The organism is Macrococcus epidermidis, assembly GCF_003259695.1.
Classification (GTDB): Bacteria; Bacillota; Bacilli; order Staphylococcales; family Staphylococcaceae; genus Macrococcoides; species Macrococcoides epidermidis.
On record NZ_PZJH01000001.1, the window covers coordinates 333,021 to 353,666 of the forward strand.

Annotated in this window: 14 protein-coding genes; 12 read left to right on the forward strand and 2 right to left on the reverse strand. The window is 34.1% G+C overall.

Translation table 11 applies throughout. The features are described from left to right. Nucleotides 1–117 precede the first annotated feature (117 nt). The 5 genes from pruA to BHU61_RS01890 all read left to right on the forward strand — a co-directional run bounded on the left by pruA (nt 118) and on the right by BHU61_RS01890 (nt 6,748). Nucleotides 118–1,662: an L-glutamate gamma-semialdehyde dehydrogenase gene (gene pruA, locus BHU61_RS01870; RefSeq protein WP_111714357.1), complete on the forward strand. Its 1,545-nt coding sequence runs from the start codon at nt 118–120 to the stop codon at nt 1,660–1,662. Nucleotides 1,663–1,762: 100 nt separating this feature from the next. After that, entirely contained in the window at nt 1,763–2,956 is a 1,194-nt protein-coding gene (locus BHU61_RS01875) for an ornithine--oxo-acid transaminase (protein WP_099580466.1), read from the forward strand. Nucleotides 2,957–3,048: 92 nt separating this feature from the next. Further along, complete coding sequence (locus BHU61_RS01880) at nt 3,049–4,296, forward strand: Glu/Leu/Phe/Val family dehydrogenase (protein WP_111714358.1); 1,248 nt, start codon at nt 3,049–3,051, stop codon at nt 4,294–4,296. A 258-nt stretch (nt 4,297–4,554) separates the two neighbouring features. Further along, nucleotides 4,555–5,715 carry an iron-containing alcohol dehydrogenase gene (locus tag BHU61_RS01885; RefSeq protein ID WP_111714359.1) on the forward strand — a complete coding sequence of 387 codons (1,161 nt, stop codon included), beginning with the start codon at nt 4,555–4,557 and terminating at the stop codon, nt 5,713–5,715. A 160-nt stretch (nt 5,716–5,875) separates the two neighbouring features. Next, nucleotides 5,876–6,748, forward strand: coding sequence for a glycerophosphodiester phosphodiesterase (locus BHU61_RS01890; RefSeq protein WP_111714360.1), 873 nt, complete (start codon nt 5,876–5,878; stop codon nt 6,746–6,748). Between the two features lie 13 nt (nt 6,749–6,761). Here the strand turns inward: BHU61_RS01890 and argH are convergent, their stop codons facing one another. Continuing rightward, nucleotides 6,762–8,138 (reverse strand): argininosuccinate lyase, encoded by a 1,377-nt coding sequence (gene argH / locus BHU61_RS01895; RefSeq protein ID WP_111714361.1) that lies wholly within the window; start codon nt 8,136–8,138, stop codon nt 6,762–6,764. Continuing rightward, nucleotides 8,131–9,336 (reverse strand): argininosuccinate synthase, encoded by a 1,206-nt coding sequence (locus tag BHU61_RS01900; protein WP_111714362.1) that lies wholly within the window; start codon nt 9,334–9,336, stop codon nt 8,131–8,133. The genes argH and BHU61_RS01900 overlap by 8 nt, the downstream gene beginning before the upstream one ends. A 293-nt stretch (nt 9,337–9,629) precedes the next feature. Between BHU61_RS01900 and BHU61_RS01905 the strand changes: the two genes are divergently transcribed. From BHU61_RS01905 to BHU61_RS01935, 7 genes are all read left to right on the forward strand, one after another. Further along, entirely contained in the window at nt 9,630–10,976 is a 1,347-nt protein-coding gene (locus tag BHU61_RS01905; RefSeq protein WP_111714363.1) for a glucose-6-phosphate isomerase, read from the forward strand. 95 nt (nt 10,977–11,071) lie between these two features. Next, on the forward strand, nt 11,072–11,671 hold the full coding sequence (locus tag BHU61_RS01910) for a TVP38/TMEM64 family protein (protein ID WP_111714364.1): 600 nt from the start codon (nt 11,072–11,074) through the stop codon (nt 11,669–11,671). Further along, the gene (gene lepB / locus BHU61_RS01915; protein WP_111714365.1) at nt 11,668–12,156 is read left to right on the forward strand and encodes a signal peptidase I; all 489 of its coding nucleotides are present in this window, start codon (nt 11,668–11,670) and stop codon (nt 12,154–12,156) included. Before BHU61_RS01910 ends, lepB (BHU61_RS01915) begins: the two co-directional genes overlap by 4 nt. An 11-nt stretch (nt 12,157–12,167) precedes the next feature. After that, complete coding sequence (lepB, locus tag BHU61_RS01920) at nt 12,168–12,728, forward strand: signal peptidase I (protein ID WP_111714366.1); 561 nt, start codon at nt 12,168–12,170, stop codon at nt 12,726–12,728. Between the two features lie 61 nt (nt 12,729–12,789). Then, on the forward strand, nt 12,790–16,149 hold the full coding sequence (addB, locus tag BHU61_RS01925; RefSeq protein WP_111714367.1) for a helicase-exonuclease AddAB subunit AddB: 3,360 nt from the start codon (nt 12,790–12,792) through the stop codon (nt 16,147–16,149). Then, nucleotides 16,130–19,594, forward strand: a complete 3,465-nt coding sequence (gene addA / locus BHU61_RS01930; RefSeq protein WP_111714368.1) for a helicase-exonuclease AddAB subunit AddA — start codon at nt 16,130–16,132, stop codon at nt 19,592–19,594. Before addB ends, addA begins: the two co-directional genes overlap by 20 nt. Then, nucleotides 19,591–20,634: a hypothetical protein gene (locus BHU61_RS01935; RefSeq protein ID WP_111714369.1), complete on the forward strand. Its 1,044-nt coding sequence runs from the start codon at nt 19,591–19,593 to the stop codon at nt 20,632–20,634. The genes addA and BHU61_RS01935 overlap by 4 nt, the downstream gene beginning before the upstream one ends. Nucleotides 20,635–20,646: the final 12 nt, after the last annotated feature.

Below are 20,646 nucleotides of genomic sequence, written 5' to 3' on the forward strand. Positions count from 1 at the left end.
GTGCATAAAAAATTATTTTGCAAAATTTAAGTATTAAGGGTTGAAGTATTTCTTAAAATTAGTCATTATATAGTATGTAAGGGTTTTCTATTAAACAAACAAAGAGGAGGCAATGTAATGATTTCGTACAAACACGAACCATTCACAGATTTTAGCGTCGAAGAAAACAAACAAGCGATGTTAAAAGGCTTAGAAACAGTAAATGCATATTTAGGAGAAGATTATCCATTAGTAATTGGTGGAGAACGTGTAATGACTGATAAAAAATTACGTTCTTTCAATCCTTCAAATAGAGAAGAAACTATTGGTCATGTATCTCAAGCAACTCAAGAACATGCTGAGAAAGCTATGGCTATTGCAAAAGAAACATTTGAAACTTGGAGATCAACTAATCCAGCTATGCGCGCAGATATCTTATTCCGTGCAGCAGCGATTATTCGTCGCAGAAAAATGGAATTCTCAGCACTTTTAGTTAAAGAAGCTGGTAAGCCATGGAATGAAGCAGATGCTGATACTGCAGAATGTATTGACTTCTTAGAATTCTATGCGCGTGAAATGTTACGTTTAAAAGACGGTGTTAAAGTTGAAAGCCGTCCAGGTGAATACAATAGATATGATTACATCGCATTAGGTGTTGGTGTGGTTATCTCACCATGGAACTTCCCATTAGCGATTATGGCAGGAACTACTGTTGCACCATTAGTAACAGGAAACACAGTATTATTGAAACCATCTTCAAACACTTCTGTAGTTGCATATAAATTCGTAGAAGTTTTAGAAGAAGCGGGTATGCCTAAAGGTGTAGTAAACTACATTCCTGGTTCAAGCCGTGATATTGGAGACTTCATTGTGGATCACGTTGACACACGTTTCATTTCATTCACAGGTTCACGTGATGTTGGTGTTCATATTTATGAGCGCGCAGCAAAAGTACACGAAGGTCAATTAAACTTAAAACGTGTTATCGCTGAAATGGGTGGAAAAGATACGATCGTTGTTGATAGCGAAGCTGATTTAGAGTTAGCTGCTGAATCAATTGTTAAATCTGCATTCGGATTCTCAGGTCAAAAATGTTCTGCATGTTCTCGTGCAATTGTATTAGAAGATGTTTATGATGAAGTTGTTGCAAAAGTAAAAGAAAAAACTGAAAAATTAACTGTAGGTAATCCAGAAACGAACGAACACTTCATGGGACCTGTTATCGACGAAAAATCTTTAAACAAAATTAAAGAATACATTGAAATTGGTAAACAAGAAGGTAAATTATTAGTTGGAGGAACGACAGAAGAGTCTGTTGGTAACTTCGTGAATCCAACTGTATTTGTAGATGTTAAACATGATGATCGTATTATGCAGGAAGAAATCTTTGGTCCTGTTGTAGGAATTGCTAAAGCAAAAGATTTCAAAGAAGCGATTAAATTTGCAAACGATACTGACTACGGTTTAACTGGTGCAGTCATTACAAATAATCGTGAACATTTAGAAGAAGCACGTCGTGACTTCCATGTAGGTAACTTATACTTCAACCGTGGATGTACTGGTGCGATTGTTGGATACCAACCATTTGGTGGATTCAAAATGTCAGGTACAGACTCTAAAGCTGGTGGACCTGATTACTTAGTACTTCACATGCAAGGTAAAACAACTTCAGAAATGCTTTAATTTCGATGTTTGTACTTTAACAATCAAATAATTAATTTAATAAAGCAGTAGTGTGAATTCACTACTGCTTTTATAAAAAATTGTAAAAAGGGGAATAATAATGACTAAATCACAAGATATCATTGAAATTACAAATCATTACGGTGCACCAAACTATCACCCACTTCCAATCGTTATCTCTGAAGCTGAAGGAGTATGGGTAAAGGATCCTGAAGGGAATAAATACATGGATATGTTATCTGCTTATTCAGCAGTTAACCAAGGGCACCGTCATCCTAAAATTATTCAAGCATTAAAAGACCAGGCTGATCGTGTTACTTTAACTTCACGTGCATTCCACAGTGATCAATTAGGTCCTTGGTATGAAAAGATTTGTAAGCTTGCTGGTAAAGAAATGGTATTACCTATGAATACTGGGGCTGAAGCGGTTGAAACTGCTATTAAAGCTGCACGTCGTTGGGCATATGATGTTAAAGGTGTAGCAAAAGATCAAGCTGAAATTATCGCAATGAAAGGTAATTTCCATGGTCGTACGATGGCTGCAGTATCTTTATCAAGTGAAGCAGAATATCAACGTGGATACGGTCCATTATTAGGTGGATTCAAATTAGTTGAATTTGGTGATATTGAACAAATCAAAGCAGCAATTACACCTAATACAGCTGCAGTATTACTTGAGCCAATTCAAGGTGAAGCAGGAATCAATATTCCAAAAGACGGATTCTTAAAAGAAGTTCGTGATCTTTGTACTGAAAACAATGTATTATTTATCGCTGATGAAATTCAAGCTGGTCTTGGACGTTCTGGTAAAATGTTTGCTACTGATTGGGATAACGTAGTGCCAGACATGTACATTTTAGGTAAAGCATTGGGTGGCGGAGTATTCCCTATCTCATGTGTATTAGCAGATAAAGAAATTCTAGAAGTATTTAATGCAGGAAGCCACGGTTCTACATTCGGTGGTAACCCATTAGCTTGTGCAGTTTCAATGGCAGCTTTAGATGTTCTGGTTGATGAGAAGTTATCTGAACGTTCTTTAGAATTAGGGGAATACTTCCAATCTAAATTAAAAGAAATCGACAATCCAATTATTAAAGAAGTTCGTGGTAAAGGATTATTTATCGGTGTTGAATTAACTGAAAATGCACGTCCATATTGTGAACAATTAAAAGAATTAGGCTTATTATGTAAAGAAACACATGATACTGTAATTCGTTTTGCGCCACCATTAATTATTTCTCAAGAAGATTTAGACTGGGCGATTGAAAAAGTTAAATCTGTATTCGAAAAATAAATGGTAGCGTTTTCAAAAAGGGCTTTTAAAAGATTTTAAATATGTTACAATAAAAATTGAAGTACTTAAGAATGAAAAAGAGGGCGAATAACATGTCAGAAAACACTACAAGTTTAGTATCATCTACACAAAATATAATTCATGAAGCATTGGATAAACTTGGTTTCGATGAAGGAATGTACGATCTAGTTAAAGAACCTTTACGTTTATTAACAGTGCGTATTCCAGTTAAGATGGATGATGGAACAGTAAAAACTTTTACAGGTTACCGTGCACAACATAACGATGCAGTAGGACCTACTAAAGGTGGCGTTCGTTTCCATCCAGATGTTGACGAAGATGAAGTTAAAGCTTTATCAATGTGGATGACTTTAAAATGCGGTATCGTTGATCTACCATATGGTGGTGGTAAAGGTGGAATCGTTTGTGACCCACGTCAAATGAGTATTCACGAAGTAGAACGTTTATCACGTGGCTATGTACGTGCAATTTCTCAAATTGTTGGACCAACAAAAGATATTCCTGCACCGGATGTATTTACAAACTCACAAATCATGGCTTGGATGATGGATGAATATAGCATGATGGATGCGTTCAACTCTCCAGGATTTATTACAGGTAAACCGATTGTATTAGGTGGATCACAAGGACGTGACCGTTCTACTGCATTAGGTGTTGTAATTGCGATTGAAGAAGCGGCGAAACGTCGTGGAAAAAAAATTGAAGACTCACGTGTTGTTATACAAGGTTTCGGTAATGCAGGAAGCTTTTTAGCGAAATTCTTATATGACATGGGTGCTAAAGTTGTAGGTATCTCTGATGCACATGGTGCATTACATGATCCAAACGGATTAGATATCGACTATTTATTAGACCGTCGTGACAGCTTCGGTACTGTAACGAACCTTTTTGAAGATACAATTACAAACAAAGAATTATTTGAGTTAGATTGTGATATTTTAGTACCAGCAGCAATCTCTAACCAAATTACGAAAGATAACGCACATGATATTAAAGCTGAAATCGTAGTTGAAGCAGCAAATGGTCCAACTACACCAGAAGCAACTAAGATATTAACTGAACGTGGTATCTTACTTGTACCAGACGTTTTAGCAAGTGCTGGTGGTGTTACTGTATCTTACTTCGAGTGGGTACAAAATAACCAAGGTTACTACTGGACAGAAGAAGAAGTAAATGAAAAATTACGTGAAAAATTAGTTAAAGCGTTTGATAATGTTTATTCATTAGCAGAAGCTAGAAAAGTAGATATGCGTTTAGCAGCATACATCGTAGGTATTAAACGTACAGCAGAAGCTGCACGTTACCGTGGATGGGCATAAGATTATTGAGACACACTCTTTTATGGGTGTGTCTTTTTTATTAATAAGTTCTGAAATTGGGGAATCACCAATTTCGAAATAAAAAGTGGACTGAAATTGGGGAATCACCAATTTCGAAATAAAAAGTGGACTGAAATTGGGGAATCACCAATTTCAAAATTGGATATTCTATGTAAAGAGTCATTTTTAAGTCGAATAAATACCAAAAATCGAATATTTCTAATACAATAAACACAAATAGAAAGGAGATTATAAAAAATGAATGATTTTACATTTCAAAATCCAACGACTTTAGTCTTTGGTAAAGAGAGTACTGACCAATTACCACAAATGATTGAAAAATTTACTGAGGGTAAGAACATCTTATTAACATATGGTGGAGGTAGCATTAAGAAAACAGGTCTTTATGATCGTGTTATCAAATTATTAGAAGGCTACAATGTGTTTGAACTTGCTGGTATTGAACCAAATCCACGTCTTTCAACTATAAAAAAAGGTGTGCAGGCAGTAAAAGATAACAATATTGACTTTATTGTTGCAATAGGTGGGGGTTCAGTTATTGACGGTACTAAGTTAATCTCTGCTGCTTCAACAAGTGATGTTGATCCTTGGGATATCGTTACAAGAAAGGCAACTGTTGAAAGTGCAGTTCCTTTTGGAACGATTCTTACAATCTCAGCTACTGGTTCAGAAATGAATTCAGGTAGTGTGATAACTAACTGGGAAACAAATGAAAAACTTGGTTGGGGTTCTCCACTTGTATTTCCTAAATTTAGCTTGTTAAATCCAGAATTACTATATACATTACCTAAAAATCAAACAGCAAATGGTATTATCGATAGTATGAGTCATTTACTGGAGCAATATTTCAATGAAGCGTCAAATACTGAAATCGGAGATGCGATGATCAGTGGGGTAATGAAAGCAATCATGAAAGCTGGTCCTGTAGCAATGGAACAACCTGAAAACTACGAAGCACGCGAGACAACAATGCTTGGCGCAACAGTTGCATTAAATGGTTTCATGCGATTAGGATATGCTGGGGACTGGGCGACACATAATTTAGAGCATGCAGTTAGTGCTGTATATGATATCCCACACGGTGTCGGATTAGCAATTATCTTCCCGGAATGGATGCGTTATGTGAGCAAGAAATCTCCAGCGCGATTCGTTAAGTTTGCTGAGGATGTATTTGATGTCGATAGTCGTTTATCTGATGAAGAGAAAATTAATTTCGGAATTGATGCGATTTCTAATTTCTGGACTTCTCTTGGTGCACCAACGAAATTATCCGAAGTTGGCGTAAAAGAAGAAGACTTAGAAGTATTTGCAAAGAAAACTTTAATCTATGGACCTTATGGTAACTTCTATAAACTTCAAAAAGAAGATATTATGGCAATTTATCAAGCCGCATTATAAATCTTAGAAAGCCTAACATAGGCTTTCTTTTTTTAGATTTTTGATTAATTTTGTAAGCTAAATGTAAAAATTCTAAAGTTTATTTCTTAATTCACATTTATTGATTAACTTCTATTAAAATTTATTTGTTACATTAATTAAATTTTGCGGAGGTTATACAATGAGGAAAACAATTCGAGTGATCATTGCTACGTTATTAGGTATTACTTTAACTACACCACTTTCAGTCAATGCAAAAACGTTGAAACACGAAGCATTTATGAATGTTGCACATCGTGGAGCTAGTGGTTACGCACCTGAACACACGTTCTTTGCATATGACAAAGGGCATTATGAAATTGGTGCAGATTATATTGAGATTGATTTACAAATGACGAAAGATGGTCATTTAATTGCATTGCATGATGAAAAGTTAGATCGTACGACAAACGGTACAGGTTTAGTTAAAGACCATACATTAGCGGAAATTAAACAACTAGATGCTGGCTCATGGTTTAATGAAAAGTATCCTGAGTATGCAAATGAAGCATATGTTGGCGCTCAAGTACCAACATTGGATGAAGTGATCAGTAGATACGGGAAAAATGCTAATTACTATATTGAAACGAAGTCACCGGACGTTTACCCTGGAATGGAAGAAGCTTTATTAGCAGTGCTAGATCAACATGGTTTACTTAAAAAAGGGCGTTTAAAACAAGGACATGTTTTAGTACAATCATTCTCAAGCGAGAGTTTATTAAAAATGCATCAACTCAATTCAGATGTTCCTTTGGTACAATTAACAAGTAAAGGATTTATGTCTTCAGCAACAGAAGCAACATTACGTCAAATTAAAACATATGCTGATGGCTTTGGTCCAAGCTTTCAGGACTTAACGAAAGAAAATACAGCATTACTAAAATCAATTGGTTTTGAAATACATCCTTATACAGTTAATAAAGAAGAAGATATGCTACGTTTAAATGATTATGGTGTCGATGGTGTATTCACAAATTACCCGGACGTTTATGAACGTATTTCAAATGAAAAATAAAAACAAGGCGAGTCTAATTTAACTTAGACTTGCCTTGTTTTATTTGTGCTAAAACTGATTGCGTGCTTGTACCGTTATAATTTGTTCTTCGTTCAACGGCAGATTTTGGAGCTAATATTATATAAATTTCATCATTAATTTCAGGATGAATTGCTTTGTATCTTTCTAACGAAACATCTTTTAAATATATGTTCTCTTTTATACATTCAGCGACGAGTTTACCTGTTATAGCATGTGCTTCTCTAAATGGTATACCGAATCCGACGAGGTAATCAGCAAGTTCAGTTGCATTTGAAAAGTCTTGTTCAAGCGTATTTGAAATATTTTCTTTATTAATTTGCATTGTATCGATCATGCCGCTATAAATTGTTAAACTATCTAAACAAGTCTCAATTGAGTCGAAGAATGATTTCTTATCTTCCTGTAAATCTTTATTATAGGCAAGCGGTAATGATTTAAGTGTCATTAGCATACCAATATAATTGCCAGCGACTGTTCCGGATTTGCCACGTACGAGTTCTGCCATATCAGGATTTTTCTTTTGAGGCATAATAGATGATCCTGTAGAATAAGCATCACTCAACGTAATAAAGTTAAATTCATGAGAACACCAAATGATGATTTCTTCTGATAATCTGGATAGATGCATCATGATTAGATTGATATTGTTCATTGTCTCAAGAATATAATCTCGATCACTTACTGCATCGATACTATTTGGGTAAATGTGATCAAAGTTTAATAGTTCAGCAGTCTGTTGCTGATTGATTGGATAAGTAGTTCCTGCTAAAGCACCTGAACCAAGCGGTGAGATATTAATACGTGATAGACTTTCCTCTAATCTTTCTTTATCACGTTGTAACATCCAGAAATAACTCATCAAATGATGTGATAATAGTATCGGTTGTGCACGTTGTAGATGTGTATAGCCTGGAATAATGACTTCAATATTATCTTCTGAAACATGAAGGATACTTTGCTGAAGTTTTGTGAGCGCATCAATCATTAACTTCACTTTTTTCACAGTAAATAAATGCATATCTGTCGCCACCTGATCATTACGTGAACGCCCAGTATGCAGTTTTCCAGCAACTGGCCCAATTTTTTCAGTCAACAGATGTTCAATATTCAAGTGAATATCTTCATACTTTGATGAAAAAGTAAGTGTATTGTTTTGATGATCCAGCTTAAGTGATTCGAGTCCTTCTTTAATTTGTTTTGTTTCATCATGCGTTAAGATATTACTATCACCAAGCATTGTGACATGAGCAATACTGCCTTCAATATCTTCATAAAATAGAGCCTGATCAACATCGATAGACTGATTGAATTTCTCAACGAGCGCATCCATGGATGCTTCAAAGCGTCCTCCCCATAATGCATCACTCATTAAAATCACCTCTGTAAACCTCTGTTGCTAATTTTGTAGGTAATTCGTATATTTCAATAAAGCCGACACTTGCTTGTTGATTAAACGCATCCTCTTTTGTATATGTTGCGAGTTTCTCATTATATAGTGAGTTATCACTTGTACGTCCAACAACAGTAATATTACCTTTATACAGTTTAACTTTAACTTTTCCATTTACATATTGCTGCATATCATTGAGCATATTTCTAATATGATCTGATAATGGAGAGAAGTATAGTCCATTATAGATGAGGTTTGCAAATTGTTGTTCAACATATGGTTTAAAGTGTTGCACATCTTTCGTAAGCGTTATTGTTTCTAAAGCCTGGTGGGCATTAATAATAATCATAGCACCTGGTGCTTCATACACTTCACGAGATTTAATACCGACAAGTCTATTTTCAACGTGATCAATTCTACCGACGCCGTGTTCCCCACCTATTTTATTCAGTTGTTTAATCAGTGTATGTAATGGTAAGTTTTCTCCATCGATTGCAGTTGGCAGTCCGTCTTTAAACGTAATTTCGAGATAAACTGGATTGTCTTGAGCATCAACGGGTGACTTTGTTAATTCGTAGGCATCTTCTGGTGGTTCTATATATGGATTTTCTAAAATACCACATTCGTTACTTCTTCCCCATAAATTTTGATCGATAGAATACGGTGAATCAAGATTGATTGGAATCGGGATGTTATGTACTTTAGCGTATTCAATTTCTTCTTCACGACTAAATCCCCAATCACGCACAGGTGCTAACGTCTTTATACTCGGATCTAAACTATGGATTGCAACCTCGAAACGTACCTGGTCATTTCCTTTTCCTGTACAACCATGTGCGATATATTGCGCATCGAACTGATGTGCAACTTTTACAAGTTCTTTAGCGATAAGTGGACGGCTAAGGGCAGAAATTAAAGGATATGTATTTTCATATAAAGTATTACCTTTAATCGCATAGCTTAAATAATCTTGTGCATAAACTTCTACCTGGTCTAACATAATGGATTCAATTGCTCCAACTGTAAGAGCTTTTTCTTTTACAGTCTGAAGATCTTTACCTTCGCCAACGTCTAGACAACAAGCGATGACATCATAACCTTTTTCAATAAGCCATTGAATAGCAACACTTGTATCTAAACCTCCTGAATATGCAAGTACAACTTTTTCTTTTGCCATAAATAAAAACCCCTTTATAATAAATATTTGATATTATGAATTAATATACATATAAAGATAGCAGAATAGAAAATTGATTTCAAGTGTTTTATTCATAAAAGTGCATAATTATAGAATAATAATTTTGTTTAATTATTATTTAAGTGCTCTATAACAAGTATTCTAAGAAAGAATCAAATGTCATAAAAATTTAAATTTTATAAATATGTATACGCTTACAAAATGCGATTCCATTGAGATGTATGTTTGGTTAGAGTACAATAAATGTGAATTTACAAACAGGAGGATTTATGATGACACATATTAAATTTGATTACAGTACAGCTGAAACTTTTTTTGGTCAGCACGAATTAGAGCAAATGCAGTCGATTGTTAAGAATGTACATAGCACAATTCATGATGGAACAGGTGCAGGTAGCGACTTTCTAGGATGGGTGAACTTACCGAAAGATTATGACAAAGAAGAATTTGCACGTATTCAGGCTGCTGCGAAAAAGATTCAGTCTGATAGTGAAGTGCTGGTAGTTATCGGTATCGGCGGGTCTTATTTAGGAGCGCGTGCAGCGATTGAAATGTTAAACAAATCGTTTGATCATTTAAAAACTGAACAAGGTAAACCTCAAATCATCTTTGCAGGCCACCAATTATCTTCTTCATACTTAAGCGACTTAATCGAATATGTAAAAGATAAAGAATTCTCAGTTAACGTTATCTCAAAATCAGGAACGACAACTGAACCTGCTGTAGCATTCCGTGTATTTAAGAAATTATTAGAAGAAAAATACGGTAAAGAAGACGCGAAGTCTAGAATTTATGCGACTACTGACAAAGCTAAAGGCGCTTTAAAATCACTTGCAACAACTGAAGGATATGAGACATTTGTTGTACCTGATGATGTGGGAGGACGTTTCTCAGTATTAACAGCTGTAGGATTATTACCGATTGCAGCAAGTGGTCATGATATTGAAGCAATGATGCAAGGTGCAGATCAAGCGCGTATCGATTTAGGTTCAGATAGCTTAAAAGAAAATATTGCATATCAATATGCCGTTATTCGTAATGTTCTTTATAATAAAGGTTACACAATCGAAATGTTAATCAACTATGAGCCGAGCCTTCAGTACTTTAATGAATGGTGGAAACAATTATTCGGTGAATCTGAAGGTAAAGACTTTAAAGGTATTTATCCATCAAGTGCCAACTTCTCTACTGACTTACATTCATTAGGACAATATGTTCAGGAAGGTCGTCGTGATATTTTTGAAACAGTTGTGAAAGTACAAAATCCAAGAGCGGATATCACGATTGAAGCAGATGATAATGATTTAGATGGATTAAACTTCTTAGCAGGTAAAACATTAGATTTTGTTAATACGAAAGCATTCCAGGGTACAATTTTAGCGCATAGTGATGGTGGTGTGCCAAACTTGGTAGTTGAAGTACCACAACTGGATGCATTCACGTTTGGTTATATGGTTTATTTCTTCGAATTAAGTGTAGCGATGAGTGGCTACTTATTAGGTGTGAATCCTTTTAACCAACCTGGTGTTGAAGCATATAAACAAAATATGTTCGCATTATTAGGTAAACCAGGATTCGAAGATAAAAAAGCTGAACTTGAAGCACGCTTAAATAAATAATATCGTTGTCTAATTGAGCTAAGGTGTATTGCCTTAGCTTTTTTAATGCACTTTTTCTTTAATTTCGATAAAATGAGATGAGAGTAGGTGGCGTTATGGATTTTATAATGCAGTATTTTAGTGAAGAAGCAATCAAAGGATACTTTGATACTTTTGAATCATTTGGTATCATCATTGCATTCTTACTACCTTTTATCGAAGCATTTTTACCGATATTACCGATTGCTTTATTTGCAGTTGTTAATGTAAATACATATGGTCTTTTTTGGGGGTTTATTATTACTTGGTTGGGTGCTTTTTGTGGTGCATATATCGTATTTCTATTAATAAGGAAATACGGACAACACAAATTTCTGAGACACCTCAATAACCACCCTCATACTTTGAAATTCATTAGACGTATTGATGAAAAAGGTGTCATGCCGTTATTCATTTTATTGTGTTTTCCTTTTACACCATCAAGTGTGATAAACGTTGTCGCTGGGTTAAGTACAATACCCTTGAAACAATATCTTATTGCTGTTTTAAGTGGAAAAGCAGTAATGCTATTCATATTAAGTTTTATCGGTAACGATATATATTCCTTTGTTAGAGAGCCGAAAAAGAGTATAATTGTAGCTATAGCTTTATTCATTTTATGGATGATCGGAAAGCTTATTGAAAGGAGTATTACACATAACGAGGCCAAACGATGAAAATTAAAAGTATTGTTTTTTCGTTAGTATTTTCACTGATTTTTATCATGTTATTACGTTCTTTTTTTATTTCTAACTATATAATTGCTGGTCATTCAATGGAACCAACATATCATGATGGTGATCGCGTACTCGTCAATCAATTCATTGATATTATAATTGAACCGCAAATAGATGATGTATACTTTTTTAAACTGAATGAAAATGAAACTATGATAAAACGTATTATTGCAACGCCGGGTGATTACATAAAAATATCTAAGAACACGCTTTATATTAATGGAAAGAAGTCAAGATACAGTGATGCGTCGATGCAGCTATTGCTAGATGATAAGATGAGAAAATATCGTACTGTTCCGCAGGATTGTTACTTAGTTCTTGGAGATAATATAGATGATAGTACTGACTCAAGAACATATGGATGTATCAGTCGAAATCAGATGTTAGGAAAAGTGATATATACGTATTGGCAGAATAAAAAATAAGAGGTGGCAATTTGAAAAAGGAAATCGTAGAATGGTTGATTGCGATAGCAGTTGCAGTAGCGCTAATATTTGTAATTAATCAGTTTTTATTTGTAACGTATACCGTTAAAGGAGATTCAATGGATCCTACTTTAAAAGACGGTGAAAAAGTTATCGTGAACAAGATTGGTTACACATTAGGAAATATTGACAATGGAGATGTGATTGTTTTCCATGCAGATGAAAAAGCAGACTATGTAAAACGTGTTATCGGTAATGCTGGTGATACAGTTGAATATAAAGATGACCAATTATATGTTAATGGCAAAAAAGTAGATGAACCATATCTAGAAGAAAATAAAGTAGCAAAAACAAATATATTATTAACTGAAAATTTTAGTGTTAAAGATCTAGTAAATGCAAATGGGAAAAATAAGATACCAGAAGGTAGCTTATTAGTATTGGGTGATAATCGTGAAGTAAGTAAAGATAGCCGTTATTTTGGTTTAATTAAAGAGGATCAGGTGGTCGGTGAAGTTGCATTACGCTACTGGCCATTCAATAGTTTTCATTACAATTTTGATTCAAAATAAAAACTACTGCACTTTTTATAATTTATTATAAGAAGTGCATTTTTTTTAGGAGGTAAATTTTATGTCCGTTAAATTTTTGATGGGTAGACGTGGTACCGGTAAAACGCATTATATTATCGAATCTATTAAAGATAAACTTAAAGAGCAAGCATTAGGTGATCCAATTATTATGATAGCACCGAGACAGAGTACATTTTCAATTGAACAGGCGTTAAGTCATGATGAATTAATTAAAGGAAGTATGCGCACGGCAATATATTCTTTTGATCGATTATATTGGCGTCTGAAAAGTGAACTTGGTGGTACGGATTTATCATTGATTTCAAAAGCGGGTATTGAGATGTTGACGTATGATGTATTATTACAGCAACAAACAAAATTACGTCGTTTCCAGACATCGAGCCAGTATTATGGATTTAGTCAAAAACTCAGTCAGACGATTAGTGAATTAAAAAAATATAATGTTACTGTTGAGCAATTAAAAGCATTATCAACTGCTAACTTAGAAGTAAGAACGCAGGATAAACTACATGATATTGCACTTGTTTATGATCATTTAAATAATGAAATGAACAATGAATTTATGCAATCCGAAGACACACTCTATCATTTAATTCAGCTGATAGAATCATCTGCATCAATAAAGCAATCTGAAATATATATAGACGGATTTTATAATTTTACGACTATGGAATATTTAGTTATTTTAGCACTGTGTAGACATGCAAAATCTGTGACGATTGCATTGACGATTGATCCGGAAAAGCGAAGTGATCTATTTCGTAAAACAGAAGAAACTTATCATGATATTACAGAATATTTAAAGACTGCCCAAATTGATTTTGAAATCAAAAAATTTATTACGAAATTTCGTTTTAAAAATGCAGCTTTAAACCATTTAGAAGAAAATTTCGATGCAATTCATGTAGATGCTTTACCTGAAACTACTATTGAATTATTAGAATCAGATAACATCCACTCTGAAGTGAATGCAATAATGCATAAAATATACAACTTAGGAAAATCAGAATACAGATATAAAGATATCGCCGTATTATATCGAGATCAATCTTATGCGGATGCTTTGATTAAAAGAGCAAATCAACTGAATATACCTTATCACACAGATAAAAAAGAAGTGATGCATCATCACCATAGTATAGAATTAATCCGTTCTTTACTTGATTTCTTCAAAAATACTTATCAAGTCGATCATCTGTTTAGAGCATTAAAAACAGGTTTACTCACGAAAAATGTTGAACGATTAGACATACAGTTTGTTGATATGCTTGAAAATGTAATGATAACACGAGGTATGCAATATAAAGACTTGATTCAAAGAAGAAAGCTTCAATTTAATAAGGATGACATGTATTCCACGGAAGTTTGGGAGCAGTTTTCACAATACATAGAAACAACACTGGAAATTATTGAACCTTTAAGAATTAGTTTAATGAATGCTAAGAATGCGAATGAATTTGCTACACACTTATATCAATTCCTTTTAAATATTCAGTTACCTGAATATTTGATGGCAAGCCGTGATAAGATGCATGAAGTGGGACAAAATTATAAGGCGCTTGAGTTTGATCAATTGTTAACAGGTATTAACCAAGTGTTAGACGATTTTGTTGAAGTACTACGTGATAAAGATTTACCTTATCAAGTAATGGCAGAAATCTTAGATGTTGGACTTGTTGCTTTAGAATATAGTGCTGCGCCACAAGGCTTGGACCAAATACAAATTTTGAACTTAGATTTAGCTAAAGTTGAAAATAAAAAAGTTATCTTTATTTGTGGACTGAATGATGAAATATTACCACGTCGCATCAAAGAAGATGCAATTATTACTGATTATGAAAAAAGAAATATATCAGATATCGGTGGCTTAAAATTAGCACCAACCACTGATTTATTGACGCAAGATGAACGTTTTGTTGCGTATATTGCAATGACCAATGCATCTGAATTGCTTTTCCTGTCATATAGTTTGATGAATCAGTCTTATGAAGCGATGCGCCCTTCTCCTTATATTAACGATATTAAAGGCATCAGTCTTACACATACAGTTAACACTTCACAATTTAAACCAAACGAACGTATAACGACGATAAATACTGGTATTAATGTTGCAGCACACCATTATCAGGATGCTGAGTGGCAGGCTATTATTAACTTCTACAATAACAATGGCTACAGCGATATATTTGATTTAGGTAAATACCGTAACCAGACAAAACCGCTAAATGAAATAAATATTGATACACTATATGGTGATGTAATAAAAGCGAGTGTGTCACGATTTGAAAGCTATAATCAGTGTGCTTTTAAACATTTCGCTGATCACGGATTAAAACTAAGACCTCGTGATAATTATGAAATGCAAAGTTTCCAGCTCGGAAATATTTATCATGAAGTATTAGCATATTTAGGAGAAACGTTTAAAGACCAGTTATTTAATGTCTCTAAAGAGGATATCAGACAAGCAGTACGTCAATTTTTAGCACAACATTTACCGAATGTACAGTTTGAAATAATGTATTCTAAACAACATTATCGTTTTATGATGCTTAAGATTGAAGCGATGCTGACTGATACATTTAGCATGATTCAGTCACATCAGAAACAGAGTAAATTTAAGATGGCTAAGTTTGAAACACGATTCGGTAAAGGCGGAGCACTTGAAAGTCAAAAGATTAATTTACCTGCTGGAAAAAAGGTCGAAATTAGTGGTCAGATAGACAGAATAGATATATTAAATCATATGAATCAGGATTATGTCTCTGTCATAGACTATAAATCTGGATCTACTGCACTTGACCTACGTAAAGTTTACTATGGCATTCAGATGCAGATGATGACCTATATGGATGTCGTCCTACAAAATAAATCAGCACTTGGACTTAAAGAGACAACACTTCCTGCAGGTATGCTGTATTTTCATGTTTATGAACCAAAGCTTAAATTGAATCATAAAAATGAAATGTCTCAGGATCTGTTAAAGAAAAGAGCTGCGGCATATAAGATGGACGGTTATATTATTGATGATTTAGACCTGGTGAGTTATTTTGATGAAGCGATAAGTGAATCGAATAAATCAGATATTGTGCCTGCTAGTTTAAAAAAATCAGGAGAATTTACTGCTGCATCTAAAGTATTACCTGTCGATGTGCTTAATCGATTTATTGAACATAATCGTAACAATTTTAAAAATACTGCACAAAATGTATTATCAGGAGATTGCAGTATTACACCGTTATCCTATGATAATAAATTACCGTGTGACTTTTGTGATTTCAAACCGGTATGTCATATCGATCCAATCTTAAATGCACAGGATATACGTGTGAAGAATGAGAAGATAGATGCTATTCAAGAAATAATGAAAGGAGAACAAACTGATGGCGATGACGTGGACTAAAGACCAATTACTTGCGATAGAAACAGTCGGTCAGGATACTTTAGTATCAGCGGCAGCAGGTAGTGGTAAGACTGCTGTTCTCGTTGAACGTATTATTCGAAAAATAATCGATCAGAAAATAAATATCGATGAAATGCTGATTGTGACTTTTACCAATGCGAGTGCCAAAGAAATGCGCGAACGTATTCATGCAAGAATATTAAGCGAATTAAAAGATAATCCAACGGAACATCTTAAAAACCAGCTCATTAAAATTCATCAGGCAGAAATATCAACGCTTCATCGTTTCTGTTTAAATTTAATCGAGAAATATTATTATACAATCGATCTGGATCCTACTTTCAGGACAGGAAACGATGAAGAAATGTCACTATTATTGATGCAGGCGATTGATGAAGTTTTAGAAGAAGCGTATGAACGTTTGGATGATGACTATTTAAAGTTAATCCTACATTTAACAAATGAACGAAGCGACAATGAATTACGCACCTTACTGTCGAAATTATACTACTTTACGATTGCTAATAGTGAACCGCTACGATGGTTGCAAGATATTCGATTAGCATACAGAAATGCGCACACAGAAGATGAAAATTTCAAACGTTTAGCTGAGATTATCGACACGTCTATTCAGCATGCACGATATCTTATCAGACGTTCAGAAAGTTACTGCATGGATGAAGTGTTTGAGAAGACGTTAGATTACTTACAGAACATCGATAAAAGTCTTGAAATGCCGAGTGGATTAAACGCTCAATATGAAGTGATTAAGAATATTAAGTTTGGACGTAAACCAACTGTAAAGACTAAAGATGATCCTGAAGCGAAGATGATGAATGATTTAATCACTAAAGATCTGTCAGAAGTAAAAGGAATTATTGCCAGTCTTCAAAGCATGTTGTATGCTGCACCACAAGAAATGGCCGAAGATATACATGCAATGTACGGTGAAGTATCAGCACTAACTGAACTAACAGCTCAAGTGATTGAGCGTTTCGCAATATTAAAACGCGAACGTAAAGTAATTGATTTCAGTGATTATGAGCATTTTACATTAAAGATATTATTATCTGACGGTAAACCAACCGAAATTGCACAAAATTTACGTGAACATTATCATGAAATTTTAGTCGATGAATATCAGGATACTAACCGTGTGCAGGAAAGTATTATTCAGGCAATCAAAAAACATCCGGAATCTTCAGGTAATCTATTTATGGTTGGTGATGTTAAGCAATCGATATACAAATTTAGACAAGCTGAACCTGAGTTATTCCTGCAAAAATATGCTGAATTTAAAACAGAGAAAACCGGCAAAGTTGTAGAACTTTCCAGAAACTTTAGGTCACGACTTTCTGTTATTGATGATACGAATGCAATATTTGAACGTATTATGGACACGACGATAGGTGATATCGAGTACGATGATGCACAAAAACTATATTACGGTGCACCATTTGACGATGAACCACAATCAACAGAAATGGTAGTCATCAATAAAGCGCATATTGCGCTAGAACATCCAGAAAGTCATTATATTGCGCAGCGTATTCAGCAAATTATTGAAAATGAGCAGGTATATGATGTAAAAGCACAACAATACCGTAAAGCAACATATAAAGATATTGCGATTCTTGAACGTGGTTTTAGTAATGCGGTGACGCATATGCAGGTGATGAAAGCATATAACATACCGTTTCATGTAAGCAGTAAAGAAGGTTATTTTAAGACAGATGAAATTGAGTCTATCATGAGTTTTTTACGCGTTATTGATAATCCATTGCAGGATATTCCGTTAGCAGGTATATTACGTAGCATCATCTATCAGTTTAGCGCAGATGACCTTGCAACGATTCGGTCTATCGATACTTCAATCTATCTTTATCAAAACTTATTGCAGTATAAAGAGAGTGGCAGCAATGATACTTTAAAAACAAAAGTAACAAAAGTATTAAGTGATATTGAAGATTATCGTAACTGTCAGCAATCGATGAGTGTAAGTCAGCTACTGTCATATATTTATGAGGATACCCATTTTATTGAGAAATATTTATTACTAGCTGGTGGGCAACAGCGAGAAGCAAATTTAAATAAGTTACTTAGTTTAGCTGATAACTTTGAACAATCAACTTATCGCGGTGTTTTCCAGTTTATCCGATATATCGATAATATGTTAAATAACCAAAAGGATTTTGGTGAAGTGAATATCATATCGGATGAAGCGGATGTCGTAAGAATGATGACAGTCCATGCTTCTAAAGGGTTAGAGTTTCCATTCGTAATCTATGCAGGGCTAAATAAAAAATTTAACTTAAGAGATATGAATTCAGATGTTTTAATAGACCAGAATATGGGATTGTCAATTAATTATTTCGATGCAAAAGCAAATGTTTCATTTCCTTTAATGTTAAACGGTATATTCAAGCATCAGCTCAGATTGTCGCAAGTATCTGAGGAATTACGTCTCATGTATGTAGCATTTACACGTGCACGTGAGAAATTAATTTTACTTGGTTCTGTTCGAACGGAAGAAGCATTAGAGAAGTATCACAATATTGACATGCACGATAAACTTGATCTTTTCTATCGTATGAATGCTTCGACACCGCTTGCTTTTATCCTGCCAGCGATATTACAGCCTGATGCGCCGCTTCCTATTCCGGTCACTATGATTACTGAACTTGAATTTATTCAACCAGATATTACTGAACCTTCAGTCGATGCAGATACAGAAGCATTAAAATGGTTAACTGACCTAGAAAATTATCGTTATCCATATGAGGAAGAATTTACTTTACCGACAAAAGAAAGTGTGTCTGATATCAAAAGAGCAGAACAGGAAGATGACTTAACAATGTGGACATATGTCAATCGATATAAACTTGGTAAGAAACAATTTGAGCGTCCAAAGTTTATGACTGAACAGAAAAAAACATCACAGGAAATTGGAACACTAATGCATCTCGTTATGCAGCATCTACCACAGAAAAGAATGGATGATTCCGAGTTACATGATTTCATACTGAGTTTAGTAGATAGGAAACTGATTACTGCTGAAGAAGTATCATATATTAATATCAGTCATATTAAGAATTTTATGTCATCTGAAATTTTCAGTATGTTTTTGGAAGCTGATGAAGTTTATCATGAACTGCCATTTGTTATCGGCAAACAATATTTAGTCGATGCACATCCCGATCAACTTGTACAAGGGATGATCGACTGTGTGTTTAAATATCATGATGAATATTATCTATTAGATTATAAGACAGATAAAGTTGTGCCAAGGTTAGGCAGAACGATTGAGGAAACAATACATGCTATGGCAGAGAACTATCTCGTTCAGATGACTTATTATAAAGCAGCATTGGAAACGGTGTTAAATGCACCTGTAAAACCTTATCTGTATTTCTTTGAAGGTGGATTAGTAGAGGTGAAAGCATGAAACCAACTTTAGTACATGTGCTATATGCAATACCACTTATATTATATACATTAAGTGTGGCATTTTTAGTCAATCAGCCGATTGAACTGATTAATCCGTTTGAATATTATAATGCAATGGAGATGCCAACCTTATCTTTATATATCATGATGATTATTTTTGTAAGTTTTAGTATGTTCGGATTTATTATTGCGTATCGTTTTTCTCTTTTAAGTAAACTCAATAATAAATCGATGCTATTATTTATACTATTTAGTTTATTATTTTCATTATTTATCACAAGAATGAGTGTGCTATTAGGGCTAGCAGTCATGTTGCCTATATTAAAGTTTTTAAGCAGAAAGCAAATATCTTCCAGACAATATTTATTATTGTCTGGCAGTATATATGCTGGATTTTTATTGATTTTCATCATTCCATTAATGATTCTGTTTAAAGATTATGAAGCATTTTTAAATGTAAATCAATTTCAGCAGTTTATAGAGATTTATAATAAACATCAATTGTTTGATTTTATACGTTTAAATATTACCTTATTTATTTCTCATTTATTACATTATATCTTAGTGATATTTATCGGAATGATACCGGGATTGTTAATGGGCATGTATCATCGTAATAAAAGAGAAGCACCAATTAATATCATCATTCATGCCCTCATTTTTTTAATTAGTGGAACAGCTATAAAGCTACTTATCTTTAAATTTAGTTATAGCTTTCTGCAATTCTCACTGACCATTCTCGGTTCAAGCCTACAGGGAATAGGATTAATGTTATTAATTATCTTATGTGTAAAGTACATTGAGAGGCAGTATAAGGCAGAAGAGATGACAATGCATGCATTACTATATATCAGTACAATTTGTATAATAGAGCTAGTCATTTATAGTTTATTTACTGGAATATATAATTTACCGTATCCAGCACCATCTATCGTAAATTTATTGCAGTATTCTGTGATTGTTGCACTTATTATAGCTATATTATTCATTGTTTTAAGTAACGTGAGTGACAAAAATTATAAAAATAATCATAGATAAATCTAAAAAGCA